Annotated in this window: 20 protein-coding genes; 16 read left to right on the top strand and 4 right to left on the bottom strand. The window is 68.6% G+C overall.

Annotated elements, in window-relative coordinates:
* Positions 1-13: 13 nt before the first annotated feature.
* Together B3D50_RS12760 and B3D50_RS12755 are read right to left on the bottom strand one after the other, a co-directional pair.
* A complete protein-coding gene (locus B3D50_RS12760) occupies positions 14-823 on the bottom strand; it encodes a glutaminyl-peptide cyclotransferase (protein WP_286951681.1) in 810 nt (269 codons plus the stop codon).
* Positions 824-825: 2 nt separating this feature from the next.
* Positions 826-1,653 (bottom strand): TerC family protein, encoded by an 828-nt coding sequence (locus B3D50_RS12755; RefSeq protein ID WP_269296747.1) that lies wholly within the window; start codon positions 1,651-1,653, stop codon positions 826-828.
* 332 nt (positions 1,654-1,985) lie between these two features.
* Here B3D50_RS12755 and B3D50_RS12750 point away from each other — a divergent pair, with 332 nt between their 5' ends.
* The 5 genes from B3D50_RS12750 to B3D50_RS12730 all read left to right on the top strand — a co-directional run bounded on the left by B3D50_RS12750 (position 1,986) and on the right by B3D50_RS12730 (position 6,900).
* Positions 1,986-2,540 carry a F0F1 ATP synthase subunit delta gene (locus B3D50_RS12750; protein WP_269296749.1) on the top strand — a complete coding sequence of 185 codons (555 nt, stop codon included), beginning with the start codon at positions 1,986-1,988 and terminating at the stop codon, positions 2,538-2,540.
* Positions 2,541-2,607: 67 nt separating this feature from the next.
* Positions 2,608-4,140: a F0F1 ATP synthase subunit alpha gene (gene atpA, locus B3D50_RS12745; RefSeq protein WP_088410584.1), complete on the top strand. Its 1,533-nt coding sequence runs from the start codon at positions 2,608-2,610 to the stop codon at positions 4,138-4,140.
* Between the two features lie 37 nt (positions 4,141-4,177).
* A complete protein-coding gene (locus tag B3D50_RS12740) occupies positions 4,178-5,047 on the top strand; it encodes a F0F1 ATP synthase subunit gamma (protein WP_076222867.1) in 870 nt (289 codons plus the stop codon).
* Positions 5,048-5,085: 38 nt separating this feature from the next.
* Positions 5,086-6,627 (top strand): F0F1 ATP synthase subunit beta, encoded by a 1,542-nt coding sequence (gene atpD, locus B3D50_RS12735; RefSeq protein ID WP_003166302.1) that lies wholly within the window; start codon positions 5,086-5,088, stop codon positions 6,625-6,627.
* Positions 6,628-6,630: 3 nt separating this feature from the next.
* A complete protein-coding gene (locus tag B3D50_RS12730) occupies positions 6,631-6,900 on the top strand; it encodes an ATP synthase F1 subunit epsilon (RefSeq protein ID WP_003167474.1) in 270 nt (89 codons plus the stop codon).
* A 225-nt stretch (positions 6,901-7,125) separates the two neighbouring features.
* Here B3D50_RS12730 and B3D50_RS12725 read toward each other — a convergent pair whose 3' ends face one another.
* A complete protein-coding gene (locus tag B3D50_RS12725; RefSeq protein WP_286951669.1) occupies positions 7,126-7,602 on the bottom strand; it encodes an RNA pyrophosphohydrolase in 477 nt (158 codons plus the stop codon).
* Between the two features lie 78 nt (positions 7,603-7,680).
* Here B3D50_RS12725 and B3D50_RS12720 point away from each other — a divergent pair, with 78 nt between their 5' ends.
* The gene (locus B3D50_RS12720) at positions 7,681-8,076 is read left to right on the top strand and encodes a Tat pathway signal protein (RefSeq protein ID WP_269296759.1); all 396 of its coding nucleotides are present in this window, start codon (positions 7,681-7,683) and stop codon (positions 8,074-8,076) included.
* Positions 8,077-8,095: 19 nt separating this feature from the next.
* Here the strand turns inward: B3D50_RS12720 and B3D50_RS12715 are convergent, their stop codons facing one another.
* Positions 8,096-9,070 carry an ABC transporter ATP-binding protein gene (locus B3D50_RS12715; RefSeq protein ID WP_286951665.1) on the bottom strand — a complete coding sequence of 325 codons (975 nt, stop codon included), beginning with the start codon at positions 9,068-9,070 and terminating at the stop codon, positions 8,096-8,098.
* A gap of 189 nt (positions 9,071-9,259) precedes the next feature.
* Between B3D50_RS12715 and B3D50_RS12710 the strand changes: the two genes are divergently transcribed.
* From B3D50_RS12710 to B3D50_RS12665, 10 genes are all read left to right on the top strand, one after another.
* Entirely contained in the window at positions 9,260-9,550 is a 291-nt protein-coding gene (locus B3D50_RS12710; RefSeq protein ID WP_286951662.1) for a hypothetical protein, read from the top strand.
* 57 nt (positions 9,551-9,607) lie between these two features.
* On the top strand, positions 9,608-9,847 hold the full coding sequence (locus tag B3D50_RS12705; RefSeq protein ID WP_040346318.1) for a zinc-finger domain-containing protein: 240 nt from the start codon (positions 9,608-9,610) through the stop codon (positions 9,845-9,847).
* 8 nt (positions 9,848-9,855) lie between these two features.
* The gene (locus tag B3D50_RS12700; protein ID WP_286951658.1) at positions 9,856-10,296 is read left to right on the top strand and encodes a VOC family protein; all 441 of its coding nucleotides are present in this window, start codon (positions 9,856-9,858) and stop codon (positions 10,294-10,296) included.
* Positions 10,293-10,910 (top strand): DUF6655 family protein, encoded by a 618-nt coding sequence (locus tag B3D50_RS12695; RefSeq protein ID WP_286951656.1) that lies wholly within the window; start codon positions 10,293-10,295, stop codon positions 10,908-10,910. Before B3D50_RS12700 ends, B3D50_RS12695 begins: the two co-directional genes overlap by 4 nt.
* 116 nt (positions 10,911-11,026) lie before the next feature.
* Positions 11,027-11,689 (top strand): nicotinate-nucleotide adenylyltransferase, encoded by a 663-nt coding sequence (locus tag B3D50_RS12690; protein WP_286951654.1) that lies wholly within the window; start codon positions 11,027-11,029, stop codon positions 11,687-11,689.
* A 135-nt stretch (positions 11,690-11,824) separates the two neighbouring features.
* Positions 11,825-12,274 carry a ribosome silencing factor gene (rsfS, locus tag B3D50_RS12685; RefSeq protein WP_197733786.1) on the top strand — a complete coding sequence of 150 codons (450 nt, stop codon included), beginning with the start codon at positions 11,825-11,827 and terminating at the stop codon, positions 12,272-12,274.
* Between the two features lie 27 nt (positions 12,275-12,301).
* Positions 12,302-12,766: a 23S rRNA (pseudouridine(1915)-N(3))-methyltransferase RlmH gene (rlmH, locus tag B3D50_RS12680; protein ID WP_125900384.1), complete on the top strand. Its 465-nt coding sequence runs from the start codon at positions 12,302-12,304 to the stop codon at positions 12,764-12,766.
* The gene (locus B3D50_RS12675; protein WP_286951650.1) at positions 12,766-13,860 is read left to right on the top strand and encodes a murein hydrolase activator EnvC family protein; all 1,095 of its coding nucleotides are present in this window, start codon (positions 12,766-12,768) and stop codon (positions 13,858-13,860) included. The genes rlmH and B3D50_RS12675 overlap by 1 nt, the downstream gene beginning before the upstream one ends.
* A 254-nt stretch (positions 13,861-14,114) precedes the next feature.
* Complete coding sequence (locus tag B3D50_RS12670) at positions 14,115-15,527, top strand: S41 family peptidase (RefSeq protein ID WP_286951648.1); 1,413 nt, start codon at positions 14,115-14,117, stop codon at positions 15,525-15,527.
* Between the two features lie 132 nt (positions 15,528-15,659).
* Positions 15,660-16,859 (top strand): divergent polysaccharide deacetylase family protein, encoded by a 1,200-nt coding sequence (locus B3D50_RS12665; RefSeq protein WP_286951958.1) that lies wholly within the window; start codon positions 15,660-15,662, stop codon positions 16,857-16,859.
* The last annotated feature ends 114 nt before the right edge of the window (positions 16,860-16,973 follow it).

Below are 16,973 nucleotides of genomic sequence, written 5' to 3'. Positions count from 1 at the left end.
CGGAAGACGGGGCCTACCTCGGCCCGGTCAGTCTGATCTCGAACAGGCTGGGCCAGTTCTTGCCGGTGACGAACAGGCGGCGGTTCTGCGCGTCCCAGGCGATTCCGTTCAGCACGTCGTCGACCGGATCCTTCACCTGATCCTTGGGCAGCAGGCCGCTGAGGTCGATGACGCCGACCACGCGGCCGGACTCTGGGTCGATGCGGAGGATGTAGTCGGTCCGCCAGACGTTGGCCCAGACCTCGCCGTCGATCCATTCCAGCTCGTTCAGCTGGCGCACCGGGCGGCCGTTCAGGGTGACGGAGACGCGGCCGGTCTCGGCCTGGGTGTCGGGATCGAGGAAGCGCAGGGCCGCCGATCCGTCGGACAGGATCAGGAGCGTCCCGTCGTGCGTCAGGCCCCAGCCCTCGCCCGCATAGGCGAAGCGCGAGACGGGCTTCAGGTCGTCCGCATTCCAGATGAAGCCGACGCCGTTGATCCACGACAGGGAGAAGACGCGGCCGTCCTTCTCGGTCAGGCCCTCGCCGAAATATTCAGGTTCGAGATCGCGCTTCTGCAGCACGACGCCGTCCTCCAGCCGCACGCGGCGCACGCTGGAGGGATTGCGGCCGGTGCTCTCGATCAGCACGCCGTCGCGGACGACCAGCCCCTGGGTGAAGGCGGTCGGGTCGTGGGGGAAGGTCCGCACCACCTCATAGCCGTAGACCGGAACGCGAGCCGGCGCGGGCTGGGTGGAAGAAGAAGGGGCCGGCCCCGGCGCTTGCGCCGCCGCCGACGCGGGCAGCGCCAGCAGAAGCGTCGCCAGGACCGGCCCGATACGCACGCTTAGACGCCGGGCTCGGCGGTTTCGGCCTTGTTGAGGGCGGCCTGGGCGGCTTCCTCGGCCTGGTTCTTTCTGATCTGGGCGTTGCGCGACCACATGTTCAGGCCCTCGACCAGGGCCGAGAAGGCCATGGCGGCGTAGATGTAGCCCTTGGGCACGTGGACGCCGAAGCCGTCGGCGATCAGCACGGCGCCGATCATCAGCAGGAAGCCCAGGGCCAGCATGACCACGGTCGGGTTCTTGTCGATGAAGTTCGCCAGCGGGTCGGCCGCCAGAAGCATGACGGTCACGGCGACAATGACGGCCACCATCATGATCGGCACGTGATCGGTCATGCCGACCGCCGTCAGGATGGAGTCGACCGAAAACACCAGGTCCAGCAGAATGATCTGGAAGATGGCCGAACCGACGTTGTTGATGACGACGTCCTTCTTGTCCTTCTCCAGCATGTCGTTCGACGGGGTGGTGTCGACCGCGTGGTGGATTTCCTTGGTGGCCTTCCAGACCAGGAAGAGGCCGCCGGCGATCAGGATCAGATCGCGCCAGGAGAAGGCGGTGTCGAAGGTCTCGCCGTGGAAGCCCAGGTCGAAGACCGGCTGGGTCAGGCCGACGATCCAGCCGATGGTGGCCAGAAGGCCCAGGCGCATGATCAGCGCCAGGCCGATGCCGATACGGCGCGTGCGCTGGCGGTGCTCGGGCGGGAGCTTGTTCGAGAGGATCGAGATGAAGATCAGGTTGTCGATCCCCAGCACCACCTCCATGACCACGAGGGTCACAAGGGCCGCCCAGGCGGCGGGATCGGTCAACAGCGGGGTTATGCTTTCGAGCATCGGGTGTCCTGATGGGTGTTGGAAGGTTTTCGGTAACGGGAGCGTGAGCGCGCATCAAGCGCCGGATGGCGTCGTCGTCGTCGCAGGCCCTCCTGTCGAACCCAGCTTGACCGGTCCTATTCGACCAAAGAGAGCGCGGGTGCGGCGTTATCGTTCCGCGCCCCTCGGTTGCGAGGCGAGGCCTTGCATGGTATCAGCCGCGCGGCTTTAGCGAAGGGCGTATCGAAAGATGCGTCCCCAGCGTGCTTTCTACAAGCATTTCAGGCCCTTGGCTGGCGCAGGCGACTGCGGCCGGTCTTGATCCAAACGCTTTAGACGCGGACCAAATATAAGTGGCGGACGATTTCAGGACGACGGAAGTCGGCGGACGGTATGCACAGGCGCTGTTCGACCTCGCGGACGAGACGGGGGCGCTGGACGCCGTGCGCGCCGATCTGGCCGCGCTAAAGGCGGCCTGGCTGGACAGCGCGGACCTGCGCCGTCTCGCCACCTCGCCCGTCATGGCGTCGGCTGATCAGGCCAAGGGCCTGGTCGCCATCGCCGACAAGGCCAAGTTCAATGCGACGACGCGCAACTTCCTGGGTCTGTTGGGCCAGAACGGCCGCGCGTCGGACCTGCCGGGCGTGATCGCCGGCTTCGAGGCGCTGTACGCCAAGAAGACGGGCGTCGTGGCCGCCGAGGTGGTCTCGGCCGTGGCGCTGAGCGCCGCCCAGACCAAGAAGATCCAGGCCGAGCTGCGCGCCGCCCTGGGCCGCGATCCCGAACTGACCGCCCGCGTCGATCCGACGATCCTGGGCGGGCTGAAGGTCAAGGTGGGCTCGAAGCTGTTCGACGCCTCGCTGAAGACCAAGCTCGACCAGATGACTTTTGCGCTGAAGCGCGCCTAAGCCCCGAATTCCAGATCAAGCCGGGCCAGCGGGCCCGCACCGAAGACGAAAGCCGAAAGAGCCAATCATGGATATCCGCGCCGCCGAAATCTCGGCCATCCTCAAGTCGCAGATCGCCAACTTCGGCGTGGAAGCCGACGTCTCGGACGTCGGCCAGGTGCTGTCGGTCGGCGACGGCATCGCGCGCATTCACGGTCTGGACAACGTCCAGGCCGGTGAAATGGTCGAGTTCACCAAGGCCGGCGTGAAGGGCATGGCCCTGAACCTGGAGCGCGACAACGTGGGCGCCGTGATCTTCGGCGCGGACGCCGCCATCGCCGAAGGCGACGACGTGCGCCGCCTGGGCGAGATCGTGGACGTGCCGGTCGGCAAGGGCCTGCTGGGCCGCGTCGTCAACCCGCTGGGCGAGCCGATCGACGGCAAGGGCCCGATCCAGTTCACCGAGCGTCGCCGCGTCGACGTGAAGGCCCCCGGCATCATCCCGCGCAAGTCGGTTCACGAGCCGATGCAGACGGGCATGAAGGCGATCGACACCCTGATCCCGGTCGGCCGCGGCCAGCGCGAGCTGATCATCGGCGACCGTCAGGTCGGCAAGACCGCCGTCGCCATCGACACCATCCTGAACCAGAAGGCCGTCAACAAGTCGGACGACGAGTCGGCCAAGCTGTACTGCATCTACGTCGCCATCGGTCAGAAGCGTTCGACCGTGGCCCAGATCGTCAAGACCCTCGAGGAGTCGGGCGCGCTGGAATACACCATCGTCGTGGCCGCCACGGCGTCGGAGCCGGCCCCGCTGCAGTTCCTGGCCCCGTTCGCCGGCACCGCCATGGGCGAGTATTTCCGCGACAACGGCATGCACGGCCTGATCATCTATGACGACCTGTCCAAGCAGGCCGTGGCCTATCGCCAGATGTCGCTGCTGCTGCGTCGTCCGCCGGGCCGTGAAGCCTATCCGGGCGACGTCTTCTACCTGCACTCTCGCCTGCTGGAGCGTTCGGCCAAGCTGAACGAGGACTACGGTTCGGGCTCGCTGACCGCCCTGCCGATCATCGAAACCCAGGCCAACGACGTGTCGGCCTACATCCCGACCAACGTGATCTCGATCACCGACGGCCAGATTTTCCTGGAATCGGACCTGTTCTATCAGGGCATCCGTCCGGCCGTGAACGTCGGCATCTCGGTGTCGCGCGTCGGCTCCTCAGCCCAGATCAAGGCCATGAAGCAGGTCGCCGGTTCGATTAAGGGCGAGCTGGCCCAGTATCGTGAAATGGCCGCCTTCGCGAAGTTCGGCTCGGATCTGGACGTCTCGACTCAGCGCCTGCTGGCCCGCGGCGCCCGCCTGACCGAGCTGCTGAAGCAGCCGCAGTACTCGCCGCTGGCCGTCGAAGAGCAGGTCGTGTCGATCTACGCCGGCACGCGCGGCTATCTGGACGGCATCGAAGTGTCGCAGGTCGGCCGCTTCGAGAGCGAACTGCTGGCGCGCATCCACGCCAACCACGCCTCGCTGCTGGACGGCATCCGCACCAAGAAGGCCCTGACGCCCGAGCTGGAAGCCGAGCTGAAGGACATCCTGGCGGCCTTCGCCAAGACCTTCGCCTGATCGTTCGGCCCTGTAGTCAAAGGAAGAGCAGAGCCGGATGGCTAGCCTCAAGGAAATGCGCGATCGGATCGGAAGCGTCAAAGCGACGCAGAAGATCACGAAAGCCATGCAGATGGTCGCCGCGGCCAAGCTGAAGCGCGCCCAGGACCAGGCCGAAAGCGCCCGGCCCTATGCGCAGCGGATGGCCTCGGTCATCGCCAACCTGGCGGCCGGCGTCGGCGACGACGGCCCGCGCCTGATGACCGGGACCGGCGCCGACCAGAAGCATCTGGTCGTCGTCGCCACGGCCGACAAGGGCCTGGCGGGCGGGTTCTCGACCAACGTCATCCGCGCTGCGCGGGACCACATCAACAGCCTGATCGCCAACGGCAAGACCGTCGAGATCGTGGCCGTCGGCCGCAAGTCGCGCGACCAGCTGACCCGCCTGTTCGGCGACAAGGTCGTCAAGACCTTCGAGCTGAGCGAGCACAAGACGGTGGGCCTGCATTCGGCCCAGCCGATCGCCGAACTGCTGGCCGAGAAGTTTGAAGCGGGCGAGGCCGACAAGGTCACCCTCTTCTACAGCCAGTTCAAGTCGGTGATCTCTCAGGTTCCGTCGTCGCGTCAGCTGGCCCCGGCCGAAGTCGACGCGGACGCCTCGGCCGACGCCGGCGCGCTCTATGAGTATGAGCCGTCGGAAGAGGAAATCCTCGAGACCCTGCTGCCGCGCAACCTGACGACGCAGATCCTGGCCGCCCTGCTGGAGAACCAGGCCGGCTTCTTCGGCGCCCAGATGGCCGCGATGGACAACGCCACGCGCAACGCGGGCGACCTCATCAGCGCCCTGACGCTGCAGTACAACCGTTCCCGCCAGGCTCAGATCACCACCGAGCTGATCGAGATCATCGCCGGCGCTGAAGCGCTCTGATCCCGATACAGCTGACATTCGACACGGACAAAAACCCGATGACCGACACCACCGCCGCCAAGAAACCCGCCGCCAAGAAGCCGGCCGCTCCCAAGAAGGCCGCCGCTCCGAAGGCCGCCGTCGCGACCGTCGCGGGCCAGGGCAAGATCGCCCAGGTCATCGGCGCCGTCGTCGACGTCGAGTTTGAAGGCCACCTGCCGGCGATCCTGAGCGCTCTGGAGACCCAGAACGTCGACCAGAAGACGGGCGAGCCCTTCACCCTGGTCCTGGAAGTCGCCCAGCACCTGGGTGAGAACATGGTCCGCGCCATCGCCATGGACACGACCGAAGGCCTGACCCGCGGTCAGCCCGTCGTCGACACCGGCAAGTCGATCATGGCCCCGGTCGGTCCGGGCACGCTCGGCCGCATCATGAACGTCGTCGGCCAGCCGATCGACGAAGCCGGTCCGATCCTGACCACCGAATACCGTCCGATCCACAAGGAAGCCCCGACCTTCGACGAACAGTCGACCTCGGCGGAAATCCTGGTCACCGGCATCAAGGTCATCGACCTGATCTGCCCCTACACCAAGGGCGGCAAGACCGGCCTGTTCGGCGGCGCCGGCGTGGGCAAGACCGTGACCATGCAGGAACTGATCAACAACATCGCCAAGGCTTACGGCGGTTACTCGGTTCTGGCCGGCGTGGGCGAACGCACCCGCGAAGGCAACGACCTGTACCACGAGATGATCGAGTCCAACGTGAACGTGGACCCGGCCAAGAACAACGGCTCGACCGAAGGCTCCAAGTGCGCCCTGGTCTACGGCCAGATGAACGAGCCGCCGGGCGCCCGCGCCCGCGTCGCCCTGACCGGCCTGTCGATCGCGGAATACTTCCGTGACGAGGAAGGCAAGGACGTGCTGCTGTTCGTCGACAACATCTTCCGCTTCACCCAGGCCGGTTCGGAAGTGTCGGCTCTGCTGGGCCGCATCCCCTCGGCCGTGGGCTATCAGCCGACGCTGGCGACCGAGATGGGCAACCTGCAGGAGCGCATCACCTCGACCAAGAAGGGCTCGATCACCTCGGTCCAGGCCATCTACGTCCCCGCCGACGACCTGACCGACCCGGCCCCGGCCGCTTCGTTCGCCCACCTGGACGCCACGACCGTTCTGTCGCGCGACATCGCCGCCCAGGCCATCTTCCCGGCCGTGGACCCGCTGGACTCCACCTCGCGGATCATGGACCCGCTGGTCATCGGCGAGGAGCACTATCAGGTCGCTCGCCGCGTCCAGGAAATCCTGCAGCAGTACAAGGCGCTGAAGGACATCATCGCCATCCTGGGCATGGACGAGCTGTCGGAAGACGACAAGCTGGTCGTGTCGCGCGCCCGCAAGATCCAGCGCTTCCTGTCGCAGCCCTTCTTCGTGGCCGAACAGTTCACCGGCTCGCCGGGCAAGTTCGTCGAGCTGGCCGACACCATCCGCTCGTTCAAGGCGATCTGCGACGGCGAATACGACCACCTGCCGGAAGCCGCCTTCTACATGGTCGGCGCCATCGAAGAGGCTGTCGAGAAGGCCGCCAAGATGGCCGCGGAAGCCTAAGCCATGGCCGGTAAGCTGAACTTCTCCCTCGTCGCCCCGGAACGCGAAGTCTTCGCCGGTTCGGTCGATCAGGTCGATGCGCCGGGCGTCGAGGGCGACTTCGGCGTCCTGCCGGGCCACGCGCCCTTCATGACCACCCTGCGCGAAGGCGTGGTGACGGTCTATGACGGCGCCCAGCGCCGCCGCTTCGAGGTCAAGGGCGGCTTCGCCGACGTCAACGGCGAAGGCCTGACCATCCTGGCCGAAGAGGCTTCGGAGCTGACCGCGAACTAAAGGTTCGCACGGCTGAAACGATTAGAGGCCCCTCGCTTGCGGCGAGGGGCCTTTTTCGTGCGTGCTTCTCAGGCCCTCCCCCTCGATGGGGGAGGGTTGGGTGGGGATGAAGGCAGGCGGTTTCCTGTCAGGCTCCGGCGGCGCGGGCGCGTCTCGCGCGCGCGGACATTCAACGTCGCGCCCACATCCCCATCCCCGGCCCTTCCCCCATCGAGGGGGGGGGAGCTATTGCGCCCACTCTCCGAACGCCTGCACCACCTGCTCATAGACCGGCCGTTTGAACGGCACGATCAGGCCGGGCGCCTCCTCCAGTCGCCCCCAGCGCCAGGCGTCGAATTCCGGTTCGCCGTGCGCGTTCAGGTCGATCTCGTCCTCAGCGCCGGTGAGACGGAAGGCGAACCACTGCTGGCGCTGGCCTTTCAGTCCCTTCCAGCTCTTGGGGCTCGGCAGGCCTTCGGGGAAGTCATAGGGAATCCACTCGCTCGTGCGGCCCAGCAGGGCGATGGAGCGCACGCCCGTCTCTTCGTGCAGTTCGCGGCGGGCGGCGGCTTCCAGGTCTTCGCCGTCGTCAACGCCGCCCTGCGGGAACTGCCAGTTCCACGGTTCGGGCGTGTCGGTGCGGCGGCCGAACCAGACCTGGCCGGCCGGGTTGAACAGGACGACCCCGACGTTGGGGCGATAGAGGGACAGGTCGATGCTCATGCCCTTCGCATACGCCGCCGTCTCGTCGCGGGCTAGGCGTCAACGTCCGGGAAAGGCGTGCGCGGCTAGGGTGGCGTCATGGACAGACGTCATCTGATCGGCCTGACTCTGAGCGGGCTCGCGCTGGCGAGCGCGGCGTACGCTTCACCCGAGAAGAGCGGCGGCGGCAAGGGCGGCTATCTGTCCCTGCCGACCGCCACCGCTACCGTTCTGAGGCGCGACGGGCGACGCGGGGTGATGACGGTCGAGACGGGCCTCGACATCGCCGACGGCGCCCTGATGGAGCGGGCGCAGCTGTCCCAGCCGCGTCTCAGCGCCGCCTATAACGAGATCGTCCGCATCGCCGCCGAGCGGCTGCTGCCCGATGCGCCGCCGAATGTCGAATGGCTGGTGGTGGCGTTGCAGCACGCGACGGACGCCATTCTGGGCAAGCCGGGGGCCAAGCTGCTGCTCGGCACGGTGATGGTGGCGTGAAAGGGCTAGGCCCCCTCCCTCAGTCCTGCGTCGGGTCGGGGCGGCTCGTGTCGCCGTAGGTCATGGCCAGGAAGACGTCTTCCAGATCCGGGTCTTCCGTAGCGATGTCCTTGATGGTCACGCCCGCCGCGCGCACGGCGGCCAACACCTGCTCGACGCTGGATTCGCCCGTCCGATAGGTGACGACGAAGGCGCCGTTGGCGCGCGGGGCGACCGCGAATCCGTTCAGGGCGGGCAGGGTCTCGGGCGCCGTCTCGGGCGTCACCACGACGTTGCGGGTGTCCAGTCGCTTCAACAACTGTTCGGTCGGCTCGCAGGCCACGACCTCGCCCCGGTTGATGATGGCGATGGTGTCGCACAGCTCCTGCGCTTCTTCGAGGTAGTGGGTGGTCAGGATCACCGTCACCCCCTCCTCATTGATTTTGCGGACATAGTCCCACAGCTGGCGGCGCAGCTCGACGTCCACGCCCGCCGTCGGCTCGTCCAGGATTAGGACGGGCGGGTTATGCACCAGGGCCTTGGCCACCATCAGGCGCCGCTTCATGCCGCCGGACAGGGCGCGGACATAGGCGTTGGCCTTGTCGGACAGGCCCAGGGCCGCCAGCAACTCGTCCGAGCGGCGCTCGTTCGCGGGCACGCCATAGAAACCGGCCTGGACCTCCAGCGCCTCGCGCGGGGTGAAGAAGACGTCGGCGACGATCTCCTGCGGCACAACGCCGAGCGCCGAGCGGGCGTCGCGCGCCTCATGGTCGATGTCGCGGTCCCAGATGCGGACCGTGCCCTCGGACTTGTTCACCACGCCCGCGATGATGTTGATCAGGGTCGACTTGCCCGCGCCGTTGGGCCCCAGCAGGCCGAACATCGAGCCGCGCGGCACCGTCAGATCGACCCCGCGCAGGGCCGTCTTCGGCGGGGACTTGCGCGAGCCCTTGTAGGTCTTCTTCAGCCCCCTGACCTCGATGGCGTTGACGGGCAGGCGGGGCGTTTGGGTCATGGGGCGGACTTCAACTCGAGCAGGGCGGGGCGGACGGCATAGGTAGGGCGCGCAAGGCCGTTCGCCAAGCGGTTGACGCGCGGGGTGAGACAAGGTTGCGAGACGATATGTAAATGGTGCTTGACGCGATTGGTTATCGTGTCTAGCTTCCTTGTCAGAAAGACAACTTCACTTGGATGAGGACACGCCATGACCACCGCCGTCGCTACCCGCAAGCCTCTGACCCGCACCCGCATCATCGGCTTCGCCGCCATGGGCGTCTGCGCCATCGGCTACACCGCCTTCGCCCTGGCCCTTGGGGCCGGCAAGCTGGACTATCTGCCCATGACCCAGGCGGCGATCATCGCCGCGGTCGCCGCCGTGATCGGCGAGATCGGCCTGTGGGTCGGCGCGGGCTGCCTGGGCCTGACCCTGTTCAAGAAGCGCAAGGCCCTGTTCGATCGGGTGATGGGCCGCAAGGCCGCGCCTTCCGACGTTTGACCTGACGGTCCGGTCCGCCTAGGAACGGCGCAAAGCCTTTCCAGACCGGACCGGATCATGCCTCCCCGCCATCTCGAAGCCGTCATTCCTCCGCCCGAAGAAATCGTGGTCTCGACCAAGCGCGTCGCCTGCGACGGCGGCGGCGGGGCCCTGGGCCACCCGCTGGTCTATATGGACATGGGCGAGGACGACTTCATCGAGTGCGGCTATTGCGACCGCCGCTTCGTGCTGTCGGCCCATCCACACCCCGAGAGCGAATACCTCGATCCGGCGGCCCGTCCGCCTGAGGCGCACTGAGTCCGGTCATGCGTTATCTGCACGCCATGGTTCGGGTGAAGGATCTGGACGCCTCGATGCGTTTCTACCGCGACCTGCTGGGTCTGGAGGAGACGCGCCGCGCCGACTATGAGGCGGGCCGCTTCACCCTGGTCTATCTGGCCGCGCCCGCCGACAAGGCCCGCGCCGAGGCCGAGAAGTCGCCCGAGGTCGAGCTGACCTACAACTGGGACGATCAGGACTACGACGGCGGCCGCAACTTCGGCCACCTGGCCTTTCAGGTCGACGACATCTACGCCGCCTGTCAGCGCCTGATGGACGGCGGCGTCGTCATCAACCGCCCGCCGCGCGACGGCCACATGGCCTTCATCCGCTCGCCGGACGGCATTTCGATCGAGCTGCTGCAGTCGGGCGAGCGTCTGGCCCCGGCCGAGCCCTGGGCCTCCATGCCGAACGTGGGCGCCTGGTGAGCGTTTCGGCGCGGCTGATCCTGGGTCTGGCGGTCCTGAGCCTGGGCGCCTGCGCCTCGGTGACGGAGACCAATCCGGCGCGGACGGCCACGGACATGCTGCTGGTCAACCGGGCGGCCGACCGGGCGGTCGAGGGCTTAACCCTGCCGATCCCTCAGGGCGTGCGCGTCTTCGTCGACGAGACCTATTTCCAGGCCGAGAACGCCCGCTATGCGCTGAGCGCCATCCGCGCCGCCCTGTCGGAGGCCGGCTACGCCATCGTGCGCGAGCGCGGCGAGGCCGACGCCATCTTCGAGGTGCGCGCCGGCGCCCTGTCGCTGGACCAGCTGCGCCGGGTGGTGGGCATTCCCGACATGCGGGTGCCGATCAACGAGAGCCTGAACGTCGTCTCCCTGCCGGAGCTGTCGCTCTACTCCAACCGCGACCGCATGGGCGTGGCCGAGTTCTCGGGCTTCCTCTACGACGCCCGCACCGGGATGCCGCTTGGCGCCGTCACGCCGATGATCGGCCAGTACAAGATCCGCAGCCACAAGGCCCTGATGATGATCACCTGGGGCCAGCAGCTGGCCCAGCCGGGCGAGCGTGATCCGGGCTCGAGCTGGAAGGAATTCTAGCGCGAGCGCTCAGTCCGTTCGCGGAGCGAGACAGCCGCTTCGGACCGTGTTAGGGCGCAGGTGAGCATAAGGCGTTGGCCGCGCTCATCCGTTCGCCGCCGCCGCAAGAGACGCCCTTGTCCTTCTTCCACGCCGGTCCCGCGCCGAAAGGCTCCGGTCTTCGCCGAGGCGCCCTGCGCGACGGGCTGGACCTGGCGCCGGGTATGAAGGTCGGCCTGTTCGGCGGCTCGTTCAATCCGGCCCACGACGGCCACGCCCATGTGGCGGCCACCGCCATGCAGCGGCTGGACCTGGACCGTGTAGTCTGGCTGGTGTCGCCGCAGAATCCGCTAAAATCCAACCACGAGACCGCGCCGCTGTCGGACCGCATGAGCTCGGCGCGCGCCGTGGCGGCCACGGTCGGCCCGGCCATGATCGTCTCGGACTTCGAGACGCGGGCGGGCACGGGCTGGACCATCGACACCCTGCGCGCCATCGTCGCGCGCCATCCGGGCGTGCATTTCGTCTGGCTGATGGGATCGGACAATCTGGCGGGCTTCCACCGCTGGCGGGGTTGGACCGACATCATGCGGTTGATGCCGGTGGCGGTGATCGCCCGGCCGGGCAGTCTGCTGGACAGCCGCACGGCGCCGGCGGCGGCGCGGTTCGCCCGCTATCGCATTCCCGCCGCCCAGGCCGGATTGCTGCCCAATCTGGAAGCGCCCGCCTGGACCTATCTGACGGCGCCGCTGAATCACCGCTCCTCCACCGCTATCCGCGCGACGCGCGCGGCGGGGTGAAGAGTCGTCGCAGGCCGGGTGACCTTTTGCGCCGGGCGTGCTATGATCGGCTTTTAGTAATCGCCTCGGAGCCCTCCGCTGACCCCCTCGACCGCGCACGATGCGCAAGACGCCGTTTCGAATGCGGCGCACGAAATGGACCTGATGGATTCCGTCCATTCCGAAGACGGTCAGGCCGAGGACGGCCCCAGTAGCGACGACTCCGGCAGCGACGGGCGCCAGCCTCTGCCGGTCGGCGCGACCGAGCTGGAGCAGGCCGTCCTCGCCAAACTCGACGACGACAAGGCCCAGGACATCGTCCTGATCGACCTGCGCGGCAAGAGCCCGATGACCGACGCCATGATCGTGGCTTCGGGTCGCTCGCACCGCCACGTCGGCGCCATCGCCGACCACCTGCTGCGCCTGTTCAAGGAACTGGGCCTGGGCAAGGTGAAGGTCGAGGGTCTGCCGCACTGCGACTGGGTGCTGCTGGATGCGGGCGACGTCGTCGTCCACCTGTTCCGCCCGGAAGTGCGCACCTTCTACAACATCGAGAAGATCTGGGCGGTCGACAGCGCCCACCGCGGCGGCCCTGTCCGCGGCTGACCCTTTCTCTGACTGCGGGCTGACCTCATGAAGCTGGCGATCGCGGCCATCGGCAAGCCGGGCCGCGGTCCCGAGGCCGCCCTGGCCGACGACTACGCCCGGCGGGCCACCCTGTCGGGGCGGCCCCTGGGTCTGGGCCCCCTCGAACTCATCGACCTGGAGCCGAAGAAGCCCGGCAAGGCGCCGGAGGCCGAGCTGCTGCTGGCCGCCGCCGAGGGCGCGCACCTGATCGCCTGCGACGAGCGGGGGCGGACCTATTCCTCGCGCGCCTTCGCTGACCACGTGGCCGCCTTGCGCGATCAGGGGGAACGGCGGCTGGTCTTCGTCATCGGCGGCGCCGACGGTCTGGACGAAAGCGTGCGTCGCGCGGCCCGCTCGACCCTGGCCTTCGGGCCGCAGACCTGGCCCCACGCCCTGGCGCGCGCCATGCTGGCCGAGCAGTTGTATCGGGCCGTGACCATTCTGGCCGGTTCGCCCTATCATCGCGACTGATGCGATCCGGGGCCGTTCTTCTTCTGACCTCCTCCAGCCTGCTGCTGGCCCTGGCCGGGCCGGCGGCCAGCCAGCGCGCGGCCCAGCCGAACCCCGAGCTGACCCGGCTTCAGGCCGAGTATCGCGACGAGACCGCCCGCGCCCGCCGCCTGCGCGCCGAGGCCGCCGCCGCCGCCGAGGAGATCGTCGACCTGGACCGCCAGCTGCGCGAGCTGCGCCGCGCCGAGGCCGAGGACGACGTGCAGATGGAGGCCCAGCGCGCCCGTCTGAAGGAGCTGGGCGATCGTGAAGCGGCCCTGCTGGCCGCCCTGTCGCGCGAGCGCGCGGCGCAGGGACGGCTGCTGTCCGCCCTGCAGATGATGAGCCGCGAGCCGCCGCCGCCCCTGCTGATCCCGGCCGACAAGGCGGTGGACACGGTGCGCGCCTCCATCCTGATCCGCGCCATCACGCCCGAGCTTCAGGACCGGGCCGAGACCCTGGTCGAGCGCCAGGCCGAGATCGGCCGCATCCGCCGTCTGGCCGCCCTGTCCAGCGAGCGCCTGTTCACCGTCGAAAGCGCCCAGAACGACCGCCGCGCCGAGATCGAGGGGCTGACGGCGCGCAAGACCGCCCTGCGTTCGGTCCTGCGGGCGGAGGCGGCGCGGGCCGAACGCGCGACCAAGGCGCTGGAAGCCCGCATCCGGGAACTGGGCGGGCAGGCGCCCCAGATCGCCGAAGCGCCCGAAGAGACTCCGGCGGCCCGCCTGCCCGCAGGCCGCAGCCGCCTGACGCCGCCCATCGCAGGGACGCCCTCGCAACGCTTCGGCGGCCGCTCCGCCGGATGGAGCTGGCGCTCCAGCCATGAGGCGGTCGGCGCGCCCGCGGCGGGCCGCGTCGCCTACGCCGGCCCCCTGAAGGAATGGGGCGAGGTGGTGATCCTCGACCTCGGCCCCGGCTGGCGCGCCGTGATCGCGGGCCTTGACCGGCTGGAGGTTGAGACCGGCCAGCGCGTGTCCGACGGCCAGACCCTGGGCCGCACCGGCGAGGACGGCGAGGCCTATTTCGAACTGCGCCGCCAGGAACGGCCCATCGATCCCGCGCCCTGGCTGCAGTAGCGGGGGCTCTGTCTCCCGCCGTCATCCGCCTTCTCGCCGTTATCCACCTTCCCGCCGTCATCCTCGGAAAAGGCGCAGGTGCAGGCGCCAGGCGACGTCATCCGGCAAGCTCTCTCCCGCCCAACCGCGCGAAATTCCTTTCAAATCGGCGCGGACGCTGTTTGTATCGCCGGAACTGTCGCGCGCGCCGTTCGTGGCGCCCGCGCCGCCCTGGACGACCGGAGCCGAAAGCGGATCCGATGGAAAGAGACCGAATGCGTAAACTGCTTCTCGTGGGCGCCGCCGCCCTGGCGTTGGGCGGATCGGCGGCGGCCGTGGCCAGCCAGACTCCGCGCAACGAGACCTTCCGCATGCTCGAGATGTTCGGCGACGTGCTGGGCATCGTCGAGCAGGCCTATGTCGTTCCGGTCGACAACAAGAAGCTGATCGAGGCCGCCCTTCAGGGCATGATGACGGCGCTCGACCCGCACTCCAACTACCTGCCGGCCAAGGCCTTCGGCGACCTGCGCGAGCGGACCTCGGGGGAATATTCCGGCGTCGGTCTGACTATCACCTCAGAGGGCGGGCTGGTGAAGGTCATCTCGCCGATGGACGACAGCCCGGCGGGCCGTGCGGGGGTTCAGGCGGGCGACGTCATCAGCGCCGTCAACGGCCAGAACGCGGCCGGTCTGACCGTGTCCGAGGTCTCGGACAAGCTGCGCGGCGCCACGGGCACCAGCGTCACCGTCACCTTCCTGCGCGACGGCGAGGAGCCGCGCGAGGTCGTGCTGACGCGCGAGGTCATCAAGGTCGAATCCGTCACCGGCCGTCTGGAAGGCGACTTCGGCTATCTGCGCATCTCGACCTTCAACGAGAACACCGGCCGCGAGCTGACCGAGACGATCGAGCGGCTGAAGCGCGAGAAGCCGGGCCTGAAGGGCTATGTGCTGGACCTGCGCAACAACGGCGGCGGCCTGCTGACGGCGGCCATCGACGTGTCCGACGCCTTCCTCGAGCGCGGCGAGATCGTCAGCCAGCGCGGCCGCAAGCCCGAGGACATCGAACGCTACGCCGCCAAGCCGGGCGACCTGACCGGCGGCCTGCCGGTGGTGGTGCTGATCAACTACGGCTCGGCCTCGGCGTCGGAAATCGTGGCGGGCGCCCTGAAGGATCAGGAGCGGGCGACGGTCGTCGGCCTGACCAGCTTCGGCAAGGGGTCGGTGCAGACCGTGATCCCGCTGCGCGGCGGCCAGGACGGCGCCCTGTCGATCACCACGGCGCGCTACTACACGCCGTCGGGCCGCTCTATCCAGAAGATCGGCATCGAGCCGGACCTGGAGGTCGCGCGCTCCGAGGCTGAGGCCCGCATCGTCTCGCGCTCCAGCTTCATCTATTCCGAGGCCGCCTATTCGACGGCGCTGGACTCCTCCATCGGGGCCGAGCGCAAGGGGCCGCACACCCCGCGCGAGGCGCCGGGCGCCGACTACGCCAAGGACAAGGACTATCAGCTGCAACGGGCGCTGGACGTTCTGCGCGCCGGCGGCGACCTGACCAAGCTGGCCGCTGCGCCGGAGGGGATCGTCATCACCGAGCCCGGCGAAGACAAGGTCGAGACGGCCGAGGCCAAGACCGACACGCCTGAACCGCCGACCGTCACGATCAAGCCGGACGAGCCGAAGAAGGACTGATCGCCGCATCCGGCGCGTCTCGCAAACGTGGTGAACGCGCCGTTAGGCTTTCTTAACCGACGCAGGGCTTAACTGAGGCTGAGGGGCGCCGCGTCTGTGCGGCGCCTGCAAGCCCGAGCCGCCGCCCTGACTATGTTCGCCAAGCGCCAGTCCGCCCTCGCCGCCGCCGCAGGCGCGCCGCCGGAGCCCCGGTCGCGCGTCGCCATGGAGCCGGTCCTGAACGCCCTGAAGAAGCCGCCCGTCGCGGCGGGCGCGGCCGGGGCCTTCGTCATCGGCGCCGCCGCCCTGTTCGTCGCCGTGCTGGGCGATCCGCGCGCGGGCGCGCCGACGGCCAGCGCCGTGCTGGAGCGGCCCGCCGCCGCCGACACGGCGCCGACCGGGGCGGAGGCCTTCGGTTTCAGCGGTCTGGACATCTATCAGGATCTCGGCCCCATCGATCCGGCCCTAATGGGCGAAAGCGCAATGGGCGGCGAGGCCCTGATCACCCTGCCGGACGGCGCCAGCGTGGCCTCGGGCCAGGGTTTCAGCGCCCCGGTGCGCGCGCCCTCCAATCCCCTGCCCAAGGCGCCGATCGCGGGCCTGTTCCAGCCCGGCCCCAATGGCCCCCTGCCGCGCATCGCCGCCGACGGTCGCGTCCCGGCCCAGGCCTACGCCCGGCCCTTCCGCTCGAACGGCAAGCCGATGGTGGCCCTCGTGGTCGGCGGTCTGGGCCTGAACAGCGCCACCACCCGTGCGGCGATCGAGCGCCTGCCGGCCGAGGTGACGCTCAGCTTCGTGCCCTACGCCGAGGGCTTGCAGACCTGGATCGACATGGCCCGCGCCCACGGCCATGAGGTGATGATCGAACTGCCGATGGAGCCGACCGGCTATCCCGACAACGACCCCGGCCCCTACACCCTGCTGTCGTCCGGCGGCGCCGACGACGTGGCGGTCAAGCTGGACTGGCTGCTGGCGCGCGCCACCGGCTATTTCGGCGTGACCAACTATCTGGGCGACCGGTTCGCGACCTCGGACGAGGGCGTGACGGCCCTGATGACCAACCTGCGCCAGCGCGGCCTGGCCTTCCTCGACGACGGTTCGATGCGCCGCCGCCCCGGCGCTTTCGCCCGCGCCAGCGCCGACCGCATCGTCGACGAGGAACAGACCCCCGCCGCCATCTTGCGCCAGTTCAACGCGCTGGAGGCCGCCGCCAAGACCAACGGCGCGGCCCTGGGAACCGGCTTCTCCTACCCCGTCACCGTCGAGGCCGCCGCCCGCTGGACGACGGGCCTGGAGGCGCGCGGCCTGCAACTGGCCCCCGCCTCGGCGATGACCCGACGACCGGGGCGGTAGAACCAGGCCCGCTGGACGATCGCCGCCGCGTCATATTTTCGCCGTCCCAAGCTCCACCATATGATCGACGTCCGCTCTTGAGGGGGCCGCGGGCGATTGTCATCGGAAGGGGGA

The organism is Brevundimonas sp. UBA7507 (assembly GCF_002478355.1).
Taxonomy (GTDB): Bacteria; Pseudomonadota; Alphaproteobacteria; order Caulobacterales; family Caulobacteraceae; genus Brevundimonas; species Brevundimonas diminuta_D.
Note: the sequence above shows the minus strand (reverse complement) of the source record. Positions and strands in the feature narration are given on the sequence as shown.